The sequence below is a fragment of the Streptomyces sp. NPDC088707 genome (assembly GCF_044752725.1).
In the GTDB taxonomy this organism is placed as follows: Bacteria; Actinomycetota; Actinomycetes; order Streptomycetales; family Streptomycetaceae; genus Streptomyces.
Genome location: NZ_JBIVLV010000001.1, coordinates 1,094,476 through 1,113,764, shown reverse-complemented (window position 1 = coordinate 1,113,764; position 19,289 = coordinate 1,094,476). Strand labels below are relative to the sequence as shown.

The window sequence follows — 19,289 nt, the reverse complement described above, 5'->3', positions numbered from 1 at the left end:
TGGGCCGGGGCGGGCGTCACCGCAGTTCCTCGGCGTTGATGTAGCCGGAGTCGACCAGGACCTTCCGGTAGTTCGTCTTGTCGACGCTCACCGGATCGAGCAGGAAGGCCGGAACCACCTTCTTGCCGTTGTCGTAGGTGGCCTTGTCGTTGATCTCGGGCTTCTTGCCGGCGAGGACGGCGGTCACCATGTCTGCGGCGACCTGCGCGAGTGCGCGTGTGTCCTTGTAGACGGTCTGCGTCTGCTGGCCCGCGATGATCGACTTCACGGAGGCGACCTCCGCGTCCTGGCCGGTGACGACCGGCAGCGGCTTGGCGGCGCTCCCGTAGTCGTCGGACTTCAGGGCGGACAGGATGCCGATGGAGATGCCGTCGTAGGGGGAGAGCACGGCGTCGACCCGGGCGGTGGAGTACGAGGAGGTCAGCAGGTCGTCCATGCGCTTCTGCGCCGTCCCTCCGTCCCAGCGCAACGTGGTGACCTGGTTGAGCTGGGTCTGCTGGGAGCGTACGACCAGCTGCTTCTTGTCGAGGTAGGGCTTCAGCACCTTCATGGCGCCGTCGAAGAAGTACTTGGTGTTGTTGTCGTCGTTGGATCCGGCGAACAGCTCGATGTTGAAGGGGCCCTTCTTCGAGCCGGCCTTCAGCCCCAGCTTCTCGACGATGTACGTGGCCTGGAGCTCGCCGACCTTCTCGTTGTCGAAGGAGGCGTAGTAGTCGACGTGCGGGGAGCCCAGGATGAGCCGGTCGTAGGAGATGACCGGGATGCGGGCGTCGGCCGCCTGCTGCAGGACGTTGGACAGTGCCTCGCCGTTGATGGCGGCCACGACCAGGGCGTCGACGCCCTGGGTGATCATGTTCTCGATCTGGGCGACCTGCTGGTCGGGGTCGTCCTCGCCGTACTGCAGGGTCGTGGCGAAGCCGGCCTTCTTCAGGCTTTCGGTCATGTTGCGGCCGTCGGCGATCCACCGCTCGGAGGATTTGGTGGGCATCGCGATGCCGATGGTGAGGTCCTTCGTGTCCTTCGACTCCTGGCTGCCGCCCTCGCCGTTCTGCCCGCAGGCCGTCAGGAGCAGGGCACAGCCGGTGGTCACGGCCAGGAGGGCGGATGCGGATCGAAACTTCTTCATGGGTTACCTGGCAATCCCGTCGTCGAGGGCGGCTCCGGCCGAGGGACGGGTCCGGCGGCGGCGCGTGAGCTCGCACCACCGGGACGGCGCCGTTCCGGCTGGGTGGCCGGGGCGTCGGCGCCCCGGTCGAGGTTGATTGTTAGCGCTCACAACAGCGTGATACAAGAGGCGCTAAGGTTTTTCTCGCATCGATACACAGCCGTGAGCACGGAGAAGGGAGGCGAACGTGGTGCATCCCGCGGATGACGTCCGCCCGCCGACGATGGCCGACGTCGCACGAGAGGCGGGGGTCTCCCATCAGACCGTCTCCCGGGTGCTGAGCGATCACCCCAACGTGCGCGCGGCCACCCGGGAGCAGGTCACCCTGGCCATCGAGCGGCTGGGCTACCGTCGCAACTCCGCCGCACGCGCCCTGGTGACGCGTCGTACGAGGACGCTGGGCGTCATCGCCGTCAACACCGCCCTGTACGGCCCTGCCAGCACCCTGACCGGCCTGGAGGAGGCGGCCCGGGAGCAGGGCTACCTCGTCTCGACCGTCAGCCTGCGCACCGGAGAGGGGCAGGGGCTCAAGGACGCCATCGACCACCTCGCGTCCTGGGGCGTGGAGGGCGTCGTCGCCATCACCCCGCAACGCTCGCACGTGCAGGCGCTCGCCGAACTGGACGCACCCTTCCCCGTGGTCACCGTGGAGGGCGGACACCAGCTCGACCTGCCCGGCGTCTCCCTCGATCAGGAGCTCGGCGCCCGCATGGTCACGGAGCACCTGCTCGCCGCCGGGCACGGCAACGTCTGGCACGTGGCGGGTCCCGACGACTGGCTGGAGAGCGAGGCCCGCACCGCGGGATGGCGCGCCGTCCTGGAGGAGAGCGGTATCCGCCCTCCGCGCGTACTGACGGGGGACTGGAGCCCGCTGTCCGGGTACCGGGCGGGGCAGGAACTCGCGGGACTCGCCCTGGCCCGTCGCGGCTCGACACCGGTCACGGCCGTCTTTGTCGCCAACGACCAGATGGCGCTCGGCGTCCTGCGGGCGCTGCGCGAGGGCGGGATCCGCACCCCCGGACAGATCGCCGTCGCCGGCTTCGACGACATCCCGGAGGCCGAGTTCTTCCCTCCGCCGCTGACGACGGTCCGCCAGGACTTCGCCGCCATCGGGCGCCGCAGCATCGGGCTGCTGGTGGACCACATCGAGGGTCGCGCCCGGAAGCCCGAGCACCTCCTGGTGGAACCGCAGCTCATCATGCGCGCGAGCACGCGCCCCTCGAACGAATCCTGACGCGGGGGGTGGGCTCCCGCCACCACCTCATGGAGGCCGGCGTCAGGTCTCCTGTCCGCTGTTTCTGCTGTCCGGGGCCTGCCGTCTGTCGCTCGATGTCCGCGTCTGGCGTCCGGCTGCGCACGCGCGTCGGTCCGCCCGCGCATGCGCTCCGTCGACCGGGCGTCCGGCTGCGCACGCGCGTCGGTCCGCCCGCGCAAGCGCTCCGTCGACCGGGCGTCCGGTTGCGCACGCGCGTCGGTCCGCCCGCGCAAGTGCTCCGTCGACCGTTCCCTCCGCTCGTCCTCCCACTAGTCCTCCCACCGGGCCGGTCGCGACGCCGAGGCCGTCTCAGGGACGGTCCGTGAGCGCTCACTTCATAAGGCCATCTTCCTGCCGAAAGTTCGGCAAGAACTGCACGCAGCTCTTGTCCAGACTGATTGTGAGCGTTAACAATCAGGGTGCTCCTCTGGCCCTGTTCATGACGAGAGAGACCGCATCGTGACCCCACACACCGTTTCCGGCCCCGCAGCCCCTCACCATCCCGAGGCATGCACCATCGGAGTCGACTTCGGCACCCTCTCCGGGCGCGCCGTCGTGGTCAGGGTCCGGGACGGCGCCGAACTCGGTTCGTCGGTCCACGAGTACCGCCACGCGGTCATCGAGGACAGCCTCCCCTCCACCGGCGCCCCCCTGCCCCCCGACTGGGCCCTCCAGCACCCCGAGGACTGGCGCGACGTCCTGCGTACCGCCGTACCCGCGGCGCTCGCCGACGCCGGAGTCGACCCGGACCGCGTCATCGGCATCGCCACCGACTTCACCGCCTGTACGGTCTTGCCGACGACCCCGGACGGCACCCCGCTCGCCCTGACGCCCGAGTGGGCCGACCGGCCGCACGCCTGGCCCAAACTGTGGAAGCACCACGCGGCCCAGGAGCAGGCCGACCGCATCAACGCCCTCGCCCACGCCCACGGCGAAAAGTGGATCGCACGGTACGGCGGCAAGATCTCCTCCGAGTGGCAGTACGCCAAGGCCCTCCAGGTCCTCGAAGAGGACCCGGGCGTCTACGCCGCCTGCGCCCGCTGGATCGAGGCGGCGGACTGGATCGTCTGGCAGCTGACCGGCGCCGAGTCCCGCAACACCTGCACCGCCGGCTACAAGGGCATCCACCAGGACGGTGCCTACCCCTCGCCCGCCTTCCTCGCCGGACTCCACCCGGACTTCGCCGACTTCCCCGCCACCCGCCTGGAGCACCCCCTGTCCCCGCTGGGCTCCCGCGTCGGCACCCTGAGCAGCCGCGCCGCAGACTGGACGGGTCTCCCCGAGGGCATCGCCGTCGCGGCGGGCAACGTCGACGCCCACGTCGCCGCACCCGCGGCGGGCGCCGTGGAGAACGGCCGGATGCTCGCCATCATGGGCACCTCCACCTGCCACGTACTCAACGGCGCCACCTTCGCCGAGGTCCCCGGCATCTGCGGGGTCGTCGACGGCGGCATCGTCGAGGGTGCCTACGGTTACGAGGCCGGTCAGAGCGCGGTCGGCGACATCTTCGCCTGGTGGCTCCGCCAGGGCGTCCCGGACCACTACCGCGCCGAGGCAGAGGCAGCGAGCGAGGACCTCCACGGGCTCCTGACCCGCAAGGCCGCCGACCAGCCGGTCGGCGCGCACGGCCTGGTGGCCCTGGACTGGATGAACGGCAACCGTTCCACCCTGGTCGACCACCACCTCTCCGGAGTCATCGCCGGCCTCACCCTCGACACCCGGCCCGAGGACGTCTACCGGGCCCTGCTCGAATCCACCGCCTACGGCACCCGGGTGATCGTCGAGACCTTCGAGGGCGGCGGGATTCCCGTCGAGGAGTTCATCGTCACCGGAGGGCTGAGGAAGAACGCGCTGCTGATGCAGATCTACGCCGACGTGCTCCGCCGCCCCGTGTCCCTCGGCATCTCCGAGCAGGGGCCGGCGCTCGGCTCGGCCATCCACGCCGCGGTCGCCGCGGGCGCCTACCCCGACGTCCGCTCCGCCGCTTCCGTGATGGGCAGCGTCCAGCGCCACGCGTACGTGCCCGACCCCGCACGGGCGGACGCCTACGACGCGCTGTTCGACGAGTACCGCGCCCTGCACGACCACTTCGGTACCGGAGCGGACCTCCTCCTGCACCGCCTGAGACGGATCCGCAACACCGCGCGCCTCGTCACCACCCGCTGACCGGGCCGCCTCCCCACCCCCGTCCTCCGCCGGCCCGACCTCTCCGCCCCCGCACCTCCGAGGAGCACACCCGACATGACGCTCGCCCAGCCCGACCGCGAGATCTGGTTTCTCACCGGCAGCCAGGCCCTCTACGGCGACGACACCCTGGCTCAGGTCGCCGACCAGTCCCGTGCCATCTGCGACACCCTCGCCGGGCAGCTCCGGACGACCGTCCGCCTGGTGTGGAAGCCGGTCCTCACCGACGCGGCCGCCATCCGCGCGATCTGCCTGGAGGCCAACGCCGACGACCGCTGCATCGGTCTTGTCGCCTGGATGCACACCTTCTCCCCGGCCAAGATGTGGATCGCCGGCCTCGACGCCCTGCGCAAGCCCCTGCTCCACCTGCACACCCAGGCCAACCGCCAACTGCCGTGGTCCACCATCGACATGGACTTCATGAACCTGAACCAGGCCGCCCACGGCGACCGCGAGTTCGGCTTCCTCCAGACCCGCCTCGGTGTCCCGCGCAAGACCGTGGCGGGCCACGTCTCCACCCCCGAGGTCGTCGACCGCATCGCCGGTTGGGCCCGCGCCGCCGTCGGCCGCTCCGAACTCACCACCCTCAAGCTCGCCAGGTTCGGCGACAACATGCGCGACGTCGCCGTCACCGAGGGCGACAAGGTCGAGGCGCAGCTGCGGTTCGGGGTCTCGGTCAACACGTACGGCGTCAACGACCTCGTCGCCGCGGTCGACGCCGCCGACGAGGACACCGTCACCGCCTTCGTCAAGGAGTACCAGGACCTCTACAGCCTCGCGCCCGAGCTGCGGCCCGGCGGCGAGCGCCACGCATCCCTGCGCTACGCCGCCCGCGTCGAAGCCGGTCTGCGCACCTTCCTCACGGACGGCGGGTTCCGCGCCTTCACCACCAACTTCGAGGACCTCGGGGGTCTGCGCCAGCTGCCCGGCCTCGCCGTGCAGCGCCTGATGGCGGACGGCTACGGTTTCGGCGGCGAAGGGGACTGGAAGACCTCCACACTGCTGCGCGCGCTGAAGGCCATGGCCCACGGCCTGCCCGGCGGCACCTCCTTCATGGAGGACTACACCTACGACCTCACGCCAGGCCAGGAACTCATCCTCGGCGCCCATATGCTGGAGGTCTGCCCCTCCCTCACGACGGCCACGCCCAGCTGCGAGATCCACGCGCTCGGCATCGGCGGACGCGAGGACCCGGTCCGACTCGTCTTCGACGCGGACCCCGGTCCGGCCGTCGTCGTCGGTCTCGCCGACATGGGCGACCGGTTCCGCCTCGTCGCCAACCACATCGACGTCGTCGCCCCGCCCGAGCCGCTGCCCAGGCTCCCCGTCGCCCGGGCCGTCTGGCGCCCCCGTCCCGACCTGCGCACCTCCACCGAGGCCTGGCTGACGGCCGGAGCGCCGCACCACACCGTCCTGACCACCGCCCTCGGCGGCGAGGAGCTCGACGACCTCGCCGAGATGCTGCGGACCGAACTCGCCGTCATCGACGAGGGCACCACGGTCCGGGCCTTCACGCGCGAGCTGCGCTGGAACCAGGCGTACCACCGTCTGGCCCAGAGCCTGTGAGCACCCCCGCCACCCCGTCCACCCCCACGAGGACGGAGCCCTCCGTGAGCACCGCCGTCTCCAAGGAACTGCGCCGGGAGGTGCTGGAGGCCAACCTCCGCATCCCCCGGGCCGGTCTGGCCACCCTCACCTGGGGCAACGTGAGCGGAGTGGACCGACAAGCCGGCGTCTTCGTCATCAAGCCCTCGGGTGTGGCCTACGACGTGCTGAGCGAGGAGGACCTGGTCGTCGTCTCCCTGTCCGACGGAAGCGTCGTGGAGGGCCACCTGCGACCGTCCACCGACACAGAGACGCACCGGAGCCTCTACCTGGCCTTCCCCTCCATCGGAGGCGTGACCCACACGCACTCCACCCATGCCGTGGCCTTCGCCCAGGCCCGTCGTCCGATACCGGTGCTCGGCACGACCCACGCGGACACCTTCAACGGTCCCGTCCCCGTCACCGCGGCTCTCACCTCCCAGCAGTGCGCCACGGACTACGAGTTCAACACCGGGCAGGTCATCGTGGACCTGCTGCGAAGTGACGACATCCGGGCCCGCGAGGTCCCCGGCGCCCTGGTGGCCCACCACGGCCCCTTCACCTGGGGCGCCGACGCCACCGCGTCCCTGGAGCACGCCATCATCTGCGAGGCGGTGGCCGAGATGGCCCTCCACACCATCGCCCTGGGCACGGTCGAGCCTCCGCAGCACCTCCTGGACCGCCACTTCACCCGCAAGCACGGCCCGGACGCCTACTACGGCAACCCTTCCTCCGCCTGAACGCACCGAGGGGAGCCAGGATCATCCTGGCTCCCCTCCATGGTGTGCCGCAGCGGGTCAGGTACGGGTCCAGCGCTGGTTGCCGCTGTTCCAGCAGGAGTAGAGCTGGATCAGCGTGGCGTTGGCGGTACCGTTGGCAGCGGCGTCGAGGCAGAGGCCGGACTGGACGCCGACGATGGATCCGTCGGAGTCGAGGCGCCACTTCTGGTTGTCGCCGCCCCAGCAGCTGTAGATCTGGACCTTGGCGCCGTTGCCTGTACCGGCGGCGTCCAGGCACTTGTCGCCGTAGACCCTGAGCTCACCGGCGGCGGTGTGGATCCACTGCTGGTTGGTGCGGTTGTTGCAGTCCCACAGCTGGACCTGGGTGCCGTCGGTGGTGACGGCACCGGGTACGTCCAGGCAGCGGCCCGAGGCGACTCCCCTGATCGGTCCGGAGCCGGGGGAGGGGGTCGGAGTGGGGTTGGGGGAGACGGAGTTGAGCGCGTTGAGGACGGAGGAGTAGGCGGGCTTCTTGCTGCCGTCGCCGTTGAAGAGCAGCGGTGTGTGCTCGGCTCGCCACGAGTCGGTGTCGCGCACACCCCAGACGGTGATGCCGAGGCAGCGCGGGACGGCCAAGCAGTCGTTGGTGACGTTGGCGTAGGTCGCGCCCGAGGCGCCCTGGATGTCGAGTTCGGTGACGGCCACGTCGACGCCGAGGGCCGCGAAGCTCTGCAGGGTGGTACGGAAGTTGCTGTTGTAGGGGCTGTCGTTGTTGAAGTGCGACTGGAACCCGACGCAGTCGATGGGCACGCCGCGCTGCTTGAAGTCCTTGACCATGGCGTACATGGCCTGGGTCTTGGCCCACGTCCAGTTCTCGACGTTGTAGTCGTTGTAGCAGAGTTTGGCGGCCGGGTCGGCGGCACGTGCGGTGCGGAAGGCGACCTCGATCCAGTCGTTGCCGGTGCGCTGCAGGTTGGAGTCGCGCCGGGCTCCGGAGGTGCCGTCGACGAAGGCTTCGTTCACGACGTCCCACTGGCCGATCTTGCCCTTGTAATGGGCCATCACGCCGTTGATGTGGTTGTTCATGGCGTGGCGCAGCGCGCTGCCGCTGAGGTTCTGCATCCAGGCGGGCTGCTGGGAGTGCCAGGCCAGCGTGTGGCCCCGTATCCGCTTGCCGTTCTGCACCGCCCAGTTGTAGACGCGGTCGCCGGCGGTGAAGTCGAACCGGCCCTGCTGGGGTTCGGTGGCGTCGATCTTCATCTCGTTCTCGGCGGTCACCGAGTTGAACTCGCGGTTCGCGATCGTCGTGTACGTCGAGTCGCCGAGCCTGCCCGAGGCGATGGCGGTGCCGAAGTACCGGCCGCTCTGCGCCGCCGCACTGCCGAGTGTGCTCTCGGCGGCGTGTGAGGCCGGCGGCGCCACCAGCACCGTGGCGGAACCGAGGACGCCGACGATCAGCGCCGCGCCGAGGCCACCTGCTTTCCGGCGGACGGTGGACGGGGGAATGGCATGTGAACGCATGGCTGGACCTCCGGTACGGAAATCACGGATGGATGCGAGCGCGGCGGCAGGATTCCGCGAGGGTGATGTCCGCGTGCATGGAAAAGGACGCGGACCATCAGGGCGCAATGAGGCGAGGCCGGCGCCGCGACATGCAGGTCAAGGGGCGGTGGCGGCCTCCGGAATTCAGTCTGGAAACTCTGCAGGAACATGTCAAGAGTTTCGGAGATGTTTCGGCAATGCGGCCCGGGAATGAGGCCTTTGAGGCCTCTCGAAAGGGTCCTTCAAGGAATGTCGGGAGCGCCATGAAGAAGCAGTCCCTGTCGAAAGTATTTCGATAGGGACTGCTTCTTCATAAGCGGGTTCTTGCTTCGGTTCACATTTCCGGGTCGTCGATGCCCGTCGCCCCGGAGGACCGGCGCGGGTACGCGATGTCGAACCACGTGGAGTGGGCGTGGTTCGAGTCGTCCTCCATCGGCGCGACGGGTGTCCCGGGATTCGAGGGCAGTGCCCAGAAGCCGGCGAGTCGCCCGGTCTTCTCCTCCGGTGTGATCCGACTCGGCAGATCGGCGACTCGCACGGAAGCGGGCAGCGGATGATGACATCGGGCTCGGTCAAGGGGGTCCCCTAGGGACGGGGCGGGGCGGTGGAGACCCGGACCTTGAGCTCGGTCGAGAGCTCCATCCGAGGGCTGACCAGGGGCTGGTCCTCCAGAAGCTGGAACAGTGTGCGGGCGGCGAGCCGGCCCATCTCCTCCAGCGGCTGACGCACCGTCGTCAGCGGAGGCGACAGCCATTCGCACATCGGCAGGTCGTCGAAACCGACCACACTGAGGTCCTGCGGGATGCTCAGTCCGCCCTGCCGGGCAGCCTCGTAGACGCCCATCGCCTGCTGGTCGCTCCCGGCGAAGACGGCCGTCGGTGGATCGGGCAGGGCGAGCAGCTCCTGGGCACACCGGAACCCGCCCTCGTGCTGGAAGTCGCCGAACCGGATCAGGTCGCGCTCGACCTCGATACCGGCCCGCTCCAGAGCGGCCCGGTAGCCGTCGATGCGGGCCTGGCTGCAGAGCATCTCCTTGCGCCCGCCGATCGCGGCGATCCGGCGGTGCCCCAGTTCCAGCAGGTGCTCGGTGGCGGCGAGGCCGCCCGCCCAGTTGGTCGCGCCGATGCTCGGCACGCCGTTGCCCGGCAGGTCGATCGGGTCGATGACGACGAGCGCCACCCCGCCCCGCTCGATCCGGGCGCGCTGAGCCTGGGTGACCGACGCGGTGACGAGGATGACGCCGTCGCTGTGGTGCAGGACCGGCAGCGCGGCCCAACTCGACGGCGTGGCTTCGCCGGGCGGGACGAGCGATACGACGGTGCCGACGCCCCGTCGGGCGCACTCGGCCTCGACACCGCGCAGTATCTCCACAGCCCACGCGCTGTCCAGCCCGCCGATGATCAGGTCGACCAGGCCCGACCTGCGTGCCCTGCCCTGCCGACCGCGCGGGAGGTAGTTGTGGGACCGCAGCAGGCCCTCGATCCGTTCGCGTGTCGAGGGCGCGACATCGGAGCGGCCGTTGATCACCTTGGAGACAGTGGCCTGGGAGACCCCTGCCTCTGCGGCGATGACCGCCAGAGTCGCACGCCGCTCGCTCAACTTCTCTCCTCTTCGACGCCGTCGTCGACGACGGGTATCGCAAACTTTCGAAGAGTTTCTGGTCGGTGTGACTGCTTGTCAAGCCCAGGATCACAGGCTTCTCCGAGATAAGTCGGTGAGAGGTCTTGACCGTTCAGCCTGGCGTTCCTAGTTTATGGGACCACGGAATTCGAGAGTGTTTCGAAACATTTTCGGCGTGCTCGCCATGATCCCCGCCCTCGTCTTCCACGCCGTCGCCGAGCGCCGGCTGATCGGCGGCCTCACCGCCGGCGCCACCCAGGGTTGACCTGTCCCGCGTGACCTCCACCCCCGAGGAGACTCCGTGAAACGCCTGACCACGCTGACCGCAGTCAAGCTGTTAGCGCTAACAACCTGCCTTGCCGCCGCTGACCCCGCACCACCCGCCACCGGCCCCGCTATCGACGCTCGGGCCGAGCTCCAGCCCATCGACGGTTCCCCGCGCCCGTGCTAGTCGATCCCGACGCCTCCCGGGCGGCGGCCGTCCCGACCGGCGACCATCCCGCGGCGGCGCGCCGCCGTGACCTGGCACTGGGGGGATTCCTGACCCTGCGCCGCGAAGGAGGGCTGCGGCCATTCCGTCGCCGACCTCCCGACGGGGCCGCCGCGCGGTTCGTCGGAGTCACCTCACCCCACCCTCCGAAGGAGCTCTCCTGATGAGATGTCACCGTCCACCCCTGGTCCTGGGTCTCGTCCTCGCGGTCCTTTCGTCGCTGCTGCTCGGGACCTCCCTCCTCACCGCCCCGCCCGCCGCCGCCGCCGCGACGGTCGACACCCATGCCTGGTACGTGCTGGTGAACCGCAACAGCGGCAAGGCCCTGGACGTGTACAACCTGGCGACCGGTGACGGCGCCCGCATCACCCAGTGGACCAGGAACGACCAGAACCAGCAGCAGTGGCAGTTCGTCGCCTCAGGCGACGGCTACTACCGCGTCAAGTCCCGCCACTCCGGCAAGGTCCTGGACGTCCAGAACAGTTCCACGGCCAATGGCGCCGGCATCGTCCAGTGGGCCGACGTGAACGGCACCAACCAGCAGTGGCGCCTGGCCGACAGCGCGGACGGGCATGTCAGGCTCGTCGCCCGCCACAGCGGCAAGGCCCTCGAAGTCCAGGGCGCCGCCAACGCCGACAACGCGAACATCGTCCAGTACGACGACTGGGGCGGCGCCAACCAGCAGTGGCAGCTCGTCAAGGTGGGCGGCGGCACCCCCGGCACCTGTGCACTTCCCTCGACCTACCGCTGGACGTCGACGGGCGCGCTGGCGCAGCCCAAGGCCGGATGGGCCTCGCTCAAGGACTTCACCGTCGCACCCCACAACGGCAAGCACCTCGTCTACGCGACGACGCACGGCACCACGGGAACGGGAGTGGGCTGGGGCTCGATGAACTTCACCCCGTTCACCGACTGGTCGCAGATGGCCTCCACCGGCCAGAACGCGATGACGAACTCCGTCGTCGCACCCACGCTCTTCTACTTCGCGCCGAAGAACATCTGGGTGCTCGCCTACCAGTGGGGCAGGACGGCGTTCTCCTACCGGACGTCGACCGACCCCACCAACCCGAACGGCTGGTCGGCGGAGCAGGAGCTCTTCTCCGGAAGCATCACCGCCTCGGGAACGGGTCCCATCGACCAGACGCTCATCGGCGACGGGACGAACATGTACCTGTTCTTCGCCGGTGACAACGGCAAGATCTACCGCGCCAGCATGCCGATCGGGAACTTCCCGGGCAGCTTCGGCTCGTCGTACACGACGATCATGAGCGACACGGAGAAGAACCTCTTCGAAGCCCCCCAGGTCTACAAGGTCAAGGACCAGAACCAGTACCTCATGATCGTCGAGGCGCGGGGCGCGAGCGAGCACCGCTACTTCCGCTCGTTCACGGCCACCAGCCTCAACGGCTCGTGGACGCCGCAGGCCGCGACCGAGAGCAACCCCTTCGCCGGCAAGGCCAACAGCGGCGCCACCTGGACCAACGACATCAGCCACGGCGAGCTGATCCGCGCAGGCGCCGACCAGACCTTCACGATCGACCCCTGCAACCTGCAGTTCCTCTACCAGGGTCGTGATCCCAACTCCGGCGGCGACTACGGCCAGTGGGCCTACCGCCCGGGTCTGCTGACGCTCCAGCGCTGACGGGGTGGCGGGCTCGGTGGTCACCCGAGCCCGCCATGGCCGCTGGCCCGGGCCGCGTTCGGGACCAGCGTCACCTGTGCCGGCCGCCCACCGCGATGCCGGCGGACCGACCCCGTCTCACGTCGTATTCTTTGCCGACGCGCAGGCCGGTCGCCGTCCGCCGGTGGACCGCTTCCCTGGAGAGGGTGGGAATGGGGCTCATCGACGTGGACCACGCGGGGCTGGTCGTCGCGGCGCAGGCCGGTGACGACCGGGCGCGCGAGGAGCTGATCGCCGCGTATCTGCCGCTGGTCTACAACATCGTCGGGCGAGCGCTGAGCGGCCATGCCGACGTCGACGACGTCGTCCAGGAGACCCTGCTGCGTGTGGTGCGCGACCTGCCGGCCGTGCGCACCCCGGAGAGCTTCCGGTCCTGGCTCGTGTCGATCACGCTCCGCCAGATCAACACCCACCTGCACCGGAGGCACGCCTTCGACCAACGGACCGCGGTCATCGACGAGGCGCACCGGATACCGGACGCCGGCGCGGAGCCCGTGGACACGGCGATCCTCCGGCTGCACGTCTCGGACGAGCGCCGTCGCGTCGTCGAAGCCAGCCGGTGGCTCGATCCGGATCATCGGGTGCTGCTGTCGCTCTGGTGGCAGGAATGCGCCGGTTCGCTGAGCCGTGACGACATCGCCGCCGCGACCGGGCTCACGGTCGCCCACGTCGGAGTGCGCCTGCAACGCATGCGTGAGCAGCTGGAACTGTGCAGGACGATCGTCGCCGCGCTGGAGGCCGACCCGCGCTGTCCCCGACTGGACGAGGCCGTCGTCGGCTGGGACGGCTTGCGCGCATCGGTGTGGCGCAAGCGCTTGGCGCGGCACACCCGTGACTGCCCGGTCTGCACGGCGCCGACCGCGGAACGGGTTCCGGCCGAGCTGCTCCCCCTCGGCCTCGCGACGCTGGCCGTGCCGGCCGGACTGGTCTCCGCGCTCGCCGCCAAGGGCCTGCTGCCGGGTACCGCCGCGATCGCCGCCGGGCCGGCCGCGGCACACCTCGCTGTCGGCACCGCGACGGGGGGAGGTGGCCTGCCCGTCGCGCTGACCGGCAAACTCGCGGCGATCACCGCTCACCCGCTGGTGAGCCTCGCCACCGGCGCGGTGCTCATCGCCGGAACCGCCGTATACGCGACCTGGCCCGAACCGGCGCCTCGGGTGCCCGCCGTCATCGCCGCCCCCACGGCCGGCACCGCCTCGCCGGCGCCGTCGGGCACCACGACGGCACCTTCCCCCGTGCGTCCGTCCGCCGCCGCAGCCACTGTTCCGCTCGGCGCGCGGTCGCTGGAGTCCGTGGACGAACCCGGCCTGTTCGTCACCTACGCCGGCGACCACGCGACGCTCGGCCGGGTCTCCGCGTCCAGCGGCGCGCAGACCCGCAACCGGAGCACCTTCACGGTCGTCGCGGGGCTGGCCGACACACGGTGCGTCACCTTCCGTGCCGCGGACGGCCGGTACCTTCGCCACTACTACCTCCGGCTGCGGCTGAGCGCCGACGACGGCAGCGATCTGTTCCGAGAAGACGCGACCTTCTGTCCGCGCCCTGGGTCGGTCGCGGGGTCGGTGACCCTGCACGCGCACAACTATCCCGGCTCCGTCCTCCGCCACCGTGACGGAGGCATCTGGCTCGACGGCTCCGACGGAACACGGACCTTCGCCGGGCAGGCATCCTTCATCGTGCGCCGGACCTGGTCCTGAGAGTCGCTCCTGCGCCATGCCGCCTCCCACCAGGCAGTGAGTCGGGTCCCTCGCACCGCCTTCGCGGGGACGACCGAACCGCGGGGCTCGGCATAACGCTTTCTGCCTGCGACATGCGTCACTGAGCGAACTTCCGGGCGGCGCGACTTTTCTGTTACGCGACCGCGAGTTCGGCAGCCTCCACTTCAGGGGTGACCTTCCCCCACTGGCGTATCCCCCTGAAGAGAGGCCTCCCATGACGCAACGCCCCCACCTGAACCGCGACCCGCGAGGAAAGGCATGAAGGGCCTGCACCGGCTCCGCCGCCGTCGCCGTACCTGGGCGATAGGGCTGTCGGCCGCGGCGGTGGTGACCGGTGTCGTGACGTTCCTCCCCAGCTCCGCCGGCGCCGCAGGCCTGGGTACTCACGCGGCCCCCTCGGGCCGGTACTTCGGCACGGCTGTGGCCGCGGGCCGGCTCGGCGACTCGGCGTACACCGCGATCGCCGACCGGGAGTTCAACATGATCACCCCGGAGAACGAGATGAAGTGGGACGCCATCGAGCCGTCCCGCGGCCGTTTCGACTTCGGTCCCGCGGACCGGATCGTCGACCGTGCCCTGGCACGCGGTCAGCGCGTACGCGGCCACACCACGGTCTGGCACTCGCAGCTGCCCTCCTGGGTGGGCTCCATCCGCGACGCGCAGACGCTGCGCGGTGTGATGAACCACCACATCACCACCCAGATGAACCACTACAAGGGCAAGATCTACGCCTGGGACGTGGTCAACGAGGCGTTCGCCGACGGCGGCAGCGGCCGGCTCCGTGACTCGGTCTTCCAGAAGGTGCTGGGCGACGGTTTCATCGAGGAAGCGTTCCGCACCGCCCGCGCGGCCGATCCCTCGGCCAAGCTCTGCTACAACGACTACACCATCGAGAACTGGTCGGACGCCAAGACTCAGGGTGTCTACCGCATGGTCAAGGACTTCAGGTCCCGGGGCGTGCCGATCGACTGCGTCGGGTTCCAGAGCCACTTCGGGGCGGGCGGCCCACCGGCGAGCTTCAGGACCACCCTGGCCGCCTTCGCCTCCCTGGGCGTCGACGTCCAGATCACCGAGCTGGACATCACCCAGGCATCACCCACCCCCTACGCGAACACGGTCAGCACCTGCCTGTCCGTGGCCCGGTGCACCGGCGTCACGGTGTGGGGCGTCCGTGACAGCGACTCCTGGCGGAGCGGCGAGAGCCCCCTGCTGTTCGACCGGAACGGCAAGCCCAAACCCGCCTACACCGCCGTCATGAACGCTCTCACGTCCGGCTCCGGCAGCACGCCGACCAAGCCGACCGACCGTGCCGGGGAGATCAAGGGTGTGGCCTCCGGCCGCTGTATCGACATCCCCGGCTCCGCCACGGCCAACGGCACCCGGGCGCGACTGTGGGACTGCGGCGGACAGGCCGACCAGCGCTGGACCCACACCGCCGCGAAGCAGCTGAAGGCATACGGCGGCAAGTGCTTGGACGCCAAGGGCAAGGGCACCACCAACGGCACCCCGGTGGTCATCTGGGACTGCAACGGCGGCGCCAACCAGCAGTGGACCATCAACACCGACGGCACGATCACCGGCGTCCAGTCCGGGCTGTGCCTCGACGCCGTCGGCGCGGCCACCGCGAACGGCACCACGATCCAGCTGTACACCTGCGCGTCGGTCGGCAACCAGAAGTGGACCGCCCCCTCCGCGACGGGCAGCGGCTCGTGTGCTCTTCCCTCGACGTACAAGTGGAGTTCGACCGGCCCCCTCGCGCAGCCGTCGAACGGGTGGGCCGCGCTGAAGGACTTCACCCATGTGACGCACAACGGCAAGCACCTGGTCTACGCGTCGAGCGCGTCGGGAACCTCGTACGGCTCGATGGCGTTCAGCCCCTTCACGAACTGGTCGGACATGGCGTCGGCCGGGCAGACGAAGATGAGCCAGAACGCGGTGGCACCGACGCTCTTCTACTTCGCGCCCAAGAAGACCTGGGTGCTCGCGTACCAGTGGGGTGCGTCGCCCTTCAGCTACCGCACGTCCAGCGACCCCACCGACCCCGACGGCTGGTCCGCGCCGAAGCCACTGTTCACCGGCAGCATTCCCCGCACCGAATCCGGCACCGGCCCGATCGACCAGACGCTCATCGGCGACGGGACGAACATGTACCTGTTCTTCGCCGGTGACAACGGCAAGATCTACCGGGCGAGCATGCCGATCGGAAACTTCCCGGGCAGCTTCGGCTCGTCATACACGACGGTCATGAGCGACACCGCGAAGAACCTGTTCGAGGCACCGCAGGTCTACAAGGTCCAGGGCCAGGACCAGTACCTCATGATCGTCGAGGCCCGGGGTGCGAACGAACAGCGCTTCTTCCGCTCGTTCACGGCCTCCAGCCTGAGCGGTGCGTGGACCCCACAGGCCGCGACCGAGAGCACCCCCTTCGCGGGCAGGGCCAACAGCGGTGCCACCTGGACCGACGACATCAGCCACGGTGACCTGATCCGCACCAACCCCGATCAGACCATGACCATCGACCCCTGCAACCTGCAGCTGCTCTACCAGGGCAAGTCCCCGCAGGCGAGCGGACCCTACGACCAGCTGCCGTACCGGCCGGGCGTCCTCACCCTGCAGCGCTGACCCGCCCGATCCACGGTTACCCAAGGAGAACACCCCCCTCATGAACAACCCCACGAACGGCGCGCGCCGCGGGCGTCACCGTCGTCGCTGGAGCGCCACCGCCCTGCTGCTCGGTGTGCCCGCCGCCGTCGTCCCGTACCTCCTGTTCACCCAGGAGGACTCGCAGGCCGCGACGGTCGACACCAACGCCTACTACCGGCTGCTCTCCGTGCGCAGCGGCAAGGCCCTGGACGTCAACGCCTTCTCCACCGCCGACGGCACCCGCATCCAGCAGTGGACCGACCAGAACACCGCCAACCAGCAGTGGCGGCTGCGGCCCACCGGCGACGGATACTACGAGCTGGTGAACCGCAACAGCGGCAAGGTGCTGGGCATAGCCGGCGATGCCACCGCACAGGCGGCCGCCGCCGAGCAGCAGACCGACAGCCCCTCCGCCTCCCAGGAGTGGCGGATCGACGAGGTGAGCGGTTCCGGCGCCGTCACCTTCACCTCCCGCAGGAGCGGCCAGGTCCTGGACGTCTCCGGAGGCTCCACGGCCGACGGCGCGGCGGTCATCCAGTACGGCGGCCATGGCAGCACCAACCAGCAGTGGAAGCTGGTGGAGACGGCCGAGGCGCCGGCCACCGGGACCGGACCGTACACGTGGAAGAACGCCCAGGTGGTCGGCGGCGGTTACGTCACCGGGCTGGTGTTCAACCCGCGGGAGAAGGGGCTGCTGTACGCGCGTACCGACATGGGCGGCGCCTACCGCTGGGACAGCGCGGCCGAGCAGTGGATCCCGCTGACCGACTGGCTCGGTGAGAAGGACTGGAACCTGCTGGGCATCGACGCCCTGGCCACCGACCCCGTCGACCCCGACCGGCTCTACCTCGCGGCCGGCACCTACACCAACGAGTGGGCCGGCAACGGCGCGCTCCTGCGCTCCACCGACCGGGGCCGGACCTTCCGGCGCACCGACCTGCCGTTCAAGCTGGGTGGCAACGAGGACGGCCGCGGGGCGGGCGAACGGCTCGTGATCGACCCGTCGGACAACCGCACCCTGCTGCTGGGCACCCGCAGGAACGGCCTGTGGCGCAGCACGGACAGCGGTGTGACATGGCGGCAGGTCTCCTCGTTCCCCGTCAAGGACGGGGCGAGCAGCGGCGCGGGCATCTCCTTCGTGACATACGGTCCGGCCGGCAGCAGGACGATCTACGCCGGTGTCGCCGACAGGTCCACCTCCCTGTACCGCTCCACCGACGGCGGCAGCACCTGGCAGGCCGTCCCCGGGCAGCCCACCGGACAGCTGCCGCAGCACGGCGTGCTCTCCGGTGACGGCTCGCTCTACCTGACGTACACCAACGCCCTCGGACCCAACGGCGTGACGGCGGGCTCGTTGTGGAAGCACACGCCGGCCGGCGGGACGTGGAAGAACATCTCCCCGTCCCAGGGCGACTACGGGTTCTCCGGCCTGTCCGTCGACCCGCGGAAGCCGTCCACGGTGATGGTCACCACCCTCGGCCGCTGGTGGCCCGAGGACGAGATCTACCGGTCCACCGACGGCGGCACGACCTGGAAGGCACTGGCCGGGAAATCGGTACGGGACGCCTCCGCCGCTCCCTACGTCGGTACCCACACCGGGCACTGGATGACCGCCCTGGCCATCGACCCGTTCAACTCCGGACACGTGTTGTACGGCACCGGCAACGGCATCCTGCGCAGCAAGGACGCCGACGCCTCCGACCGCGGAGGCACCAGCCACTGGAGCATGGGCGCCCGAGGGCTGGAGGAGACCGCGCTGATGGACGCGATCGCCCCGCCCGGCGGAGCCACCGTCATCACCGCCATGGGTGACCAAGGCGGCTTCCGCCATGACGACCTGACCAAGGTGCCCGCCGGGCGGCTGAACAACCCGATGATGACCAACAGCACCGACATCGACTTCGCCCAGGCCAACCCCTCGACGATGGTCCGCGTCGGCCGGGGCGGCGCGCAGGACGGCGCCTACTCCACCGACGGCGGCATCAGCTGGACCGGCTTCACGGCGGAGCCGGCGGCCGGCGCCCAGGACGGCCATGTCGCGCTCGCGGCGGACGGCTCCACCATCGTCTGGACCCAGGCCGGCCAGGCCCCGTACCGCTCGACCGACAAGGGCGCGAGCTGGTCCAAGGTCCAGGGCCTCGGCACCGACGCCGTCGTCATCGCCGACCGCTCCTCGGCCAGGACGTTCTACTCACTGTCCGGCGGCACGCTCCACGCCAGCACCGACGGCGGCGCGACCTTCACCACCCGCGCCACGAACCTGCCCGCCGGCCGGCTCACGGCCGTCCCCGGCGTCGCCGGAGACCTGTGGATCGCCGGCAGCGCCAAGGGGCTGCTGCACTCCACGGACGCCGGCCGCACCTTCACCACGCTCACCACGGTGCGGGACGCGTCCGCCCTCGGCTTCGGCAAGGCCGCACCCGGCGCCTCCTACCAGGCCCTCTACCTGATCGGCACCGTCAAGGACGTCACCGGAGTCTTCCGCTCCACCGACCAGGGCGCCACCTGGCTCCGTGTCAACGACGACGCCCACCAGTGGGGCGCCATCGGAGGCGTCGGCGTCGTCACCGGCGACCCCGACACCTACGGCCGCGTGTACGTCGGCACCAACGGACGCGGCCTCCAGTACGGCGACCCGTCCTGACCCTCACCCCCGAGCGGGGCCGCAGGCACGGCGCCTGCGGCCCC

12 protein-coding genes and 1 pseudogene are annotated in these 19,289 nt (G+C 70.0%); 9 read left to right on the top strand and 4 right to left on the bottom strand.

Going from position 1 to position 19,289, the window contains the following annotated elements; all coding sequences use genetic code 11:
- Nucleotides 1–16: 16 nt before the first annotated feature.
- Nucleotides 17–1,126: a multiple monosaccharide ABC transporter substrate-binding protein gene (chvE, locus tag ACIP84_RS04925; protein WP_355968628.1), complete on the bottom strand. Its 1,110-nt coding sequence runs from the start codon at nt 1,124–1,126 to the stop codon at nt 17–19.
- A gap of 262 nt (nt 1,127–1,388) precedes the next feature.
- Here chvE and ACIP84_RS04920 point away from each other — a divergent pair, with 262 nt between their 5' ends.
- The 4 genes from ACIP84_RS04920 (at nt 1,389) to araD (ending at nt 6,928) form a co-directional block, all read left to right on the top strand.
- Nucleotides 1,389–2,399: a LacI family DNA-binding transcriptional regulator gene (locus ACIP84_RS04920; protein WP_355968634.1), complete on the top strand. Its 1,011-nt coding sequence runs from the start codon at nt 1,389–1,391 to the stop codon at nt 2,397–2,399.
- Nucleotides 2,400–2,879: 480 nt separating this feature from the next.
- Entirely contained in the window at nt 2,880–4,586 is a 1,707-nt protein-coding gene (gene araB, locus ACIP84_RS04915) for a ribulokinase (RefSeq protein WP_401794543.1), read from the top strand.
- Between the two features lie 75 nt (nt 4,587–4,661).
- On the top strand, nt 4,662–6,170 hold the full coding sequence (gene araA / locus ACIP84_RS04910; RefSeq protein WP_401794540.1) for an L-arabinose isomerase: 1,509 nt from the start codon (nt 4,662–4,664) through the stop codon (nt 6,168–6,170).
- A 44-nt stretch (nt 6,171–6,214) separates the two neighbouring features.
- The gene (araD, locus tag ACIP84_RS04905) at nt 6,215–6,928 is read left to right on the top strand and encodes an L-ribulose-5-phosphate 4-epimerase AraD (RefSeq protein WP_401794537.1); all 714 of its coding nucleotides are present in this window, start codon (nt 6,215–6,217) and stop codon (nt 6,926–6,928) included.
- Between the two features lie 57 nt (nt 6,929–6,985).
- Here araD and ACIP84_RS04900 read toward each other — a convergent pair whose 3' ends face one another.
- The 3 genes from ACIP84_RS04900 to ACIP84_RS04890 all read right to left on the bottom strand — a co-directional run bounded on the left by ACIP84_RS04900 (nt 6,986) and on the right by ACIP84_RS04890 (nt 10,048).
- A complete protein-coding gene (locus ACIP84_RS04900) occupies nt 6,986–8,428 on the bottom strand; it encodes an endo-1,4-beta-xylanase (RefSeq protein ID WP_401794534.1) in 1,443 nt (480 codons plus the stop codon).
- Between the two features lie 355 nt (nt 8,429–8,783).
- Nucleotides 8,784–8,987 (bottom strand): hypothetical protein, encoded by a 204-nt coding sequence (locus ACIP84_RS04895; RefSeq protein ID WP_401794531.1) that lies wholly within the window; start codon nt 8,985–8,987, stop codon nt 8,784–8,786.
- A gap of 47 nt (nt 8,988–9,034) precedes the next feature.
- Entirely contained in the window at nt 9,035–10,048 is a 1,014-nt protein-coding gene (locus ACIP84_RS04890) for a LacI family DNA-binding transcriptional regulator (RefSeq protein WP_401794528.1), read from the bottom strand.
- A 196-nt stretch (nt 10,049–10,244) separates the two neighbouring features.
- Here ACIP84_RS04890 and ACIP84_RS04885 point away from each other — a divergent pair.
- The 5 genes and pseudogenes from ACIP84_RS04885 to ACIP84_RS04865 all read left to right on the top strand — a co-directional run.
- Nucleotides 10,245–10,334: pseudogene (locus ACIP84_RS04885) on the top strand (carbohydrate ABC transporter permease); the annotation flags it as partial.
- 388 nt (nt 10,335–10,722) lie between these two features.
- Nucleotides 10,723–12,201, top strand: a complete 1,479-nt coding sequence (locus tag ACIP84_RS04880) for a non-reducing end alpha-L-arabinofuranosidase family hydrolase (protein WP_401794525.1) — start codon at nt 10,723–10,725, stop codon at nt 12,199–12,201.
- 191 nt (nt 12,202–12,392) lie between these two features.
- On the top strand, nt 12,393–13,937 hold the full coding sequence (locus ACIP84_RS04875; RefSeq protein ID WP_401794522.1) for a sigma-70 family RNA polymerase sigma factor: 1,545 nt from the start codon (nt 12,393–12,395) through the stop codon (nt 13,935–13,937).
- A gap of 279 nt (nt 13,938–14,216) precedes the next feature.
- On the top strand, nt 14,217–16,580 hold the full coding sequence (locus ACIP84_RS04870) for a non-reducing end alpha-L-arabinofuranosidase family hydrolase (RefSeq protein WP_401794519.1): 2,364 nt from the start codon (nt 14,217–14,219) through the stop codon (nt 16,578–16,580).
- 40 nt (nt 16,581–16,620) lie between these two features.
- Nucleotides 16,621–19,245 (top strand): RICIN domain-containing protein, encoded by a 2,625-nt coding sequence (locus tag ACIP84_RS04865; protein WP_401794516.1) that lies wholly within the window; start codon nt 16,621–16,623, stop codon nt 19,243–19,245.
- Nucleotides 19,246–19,289 lie beyond the last annotated feature (44 nt).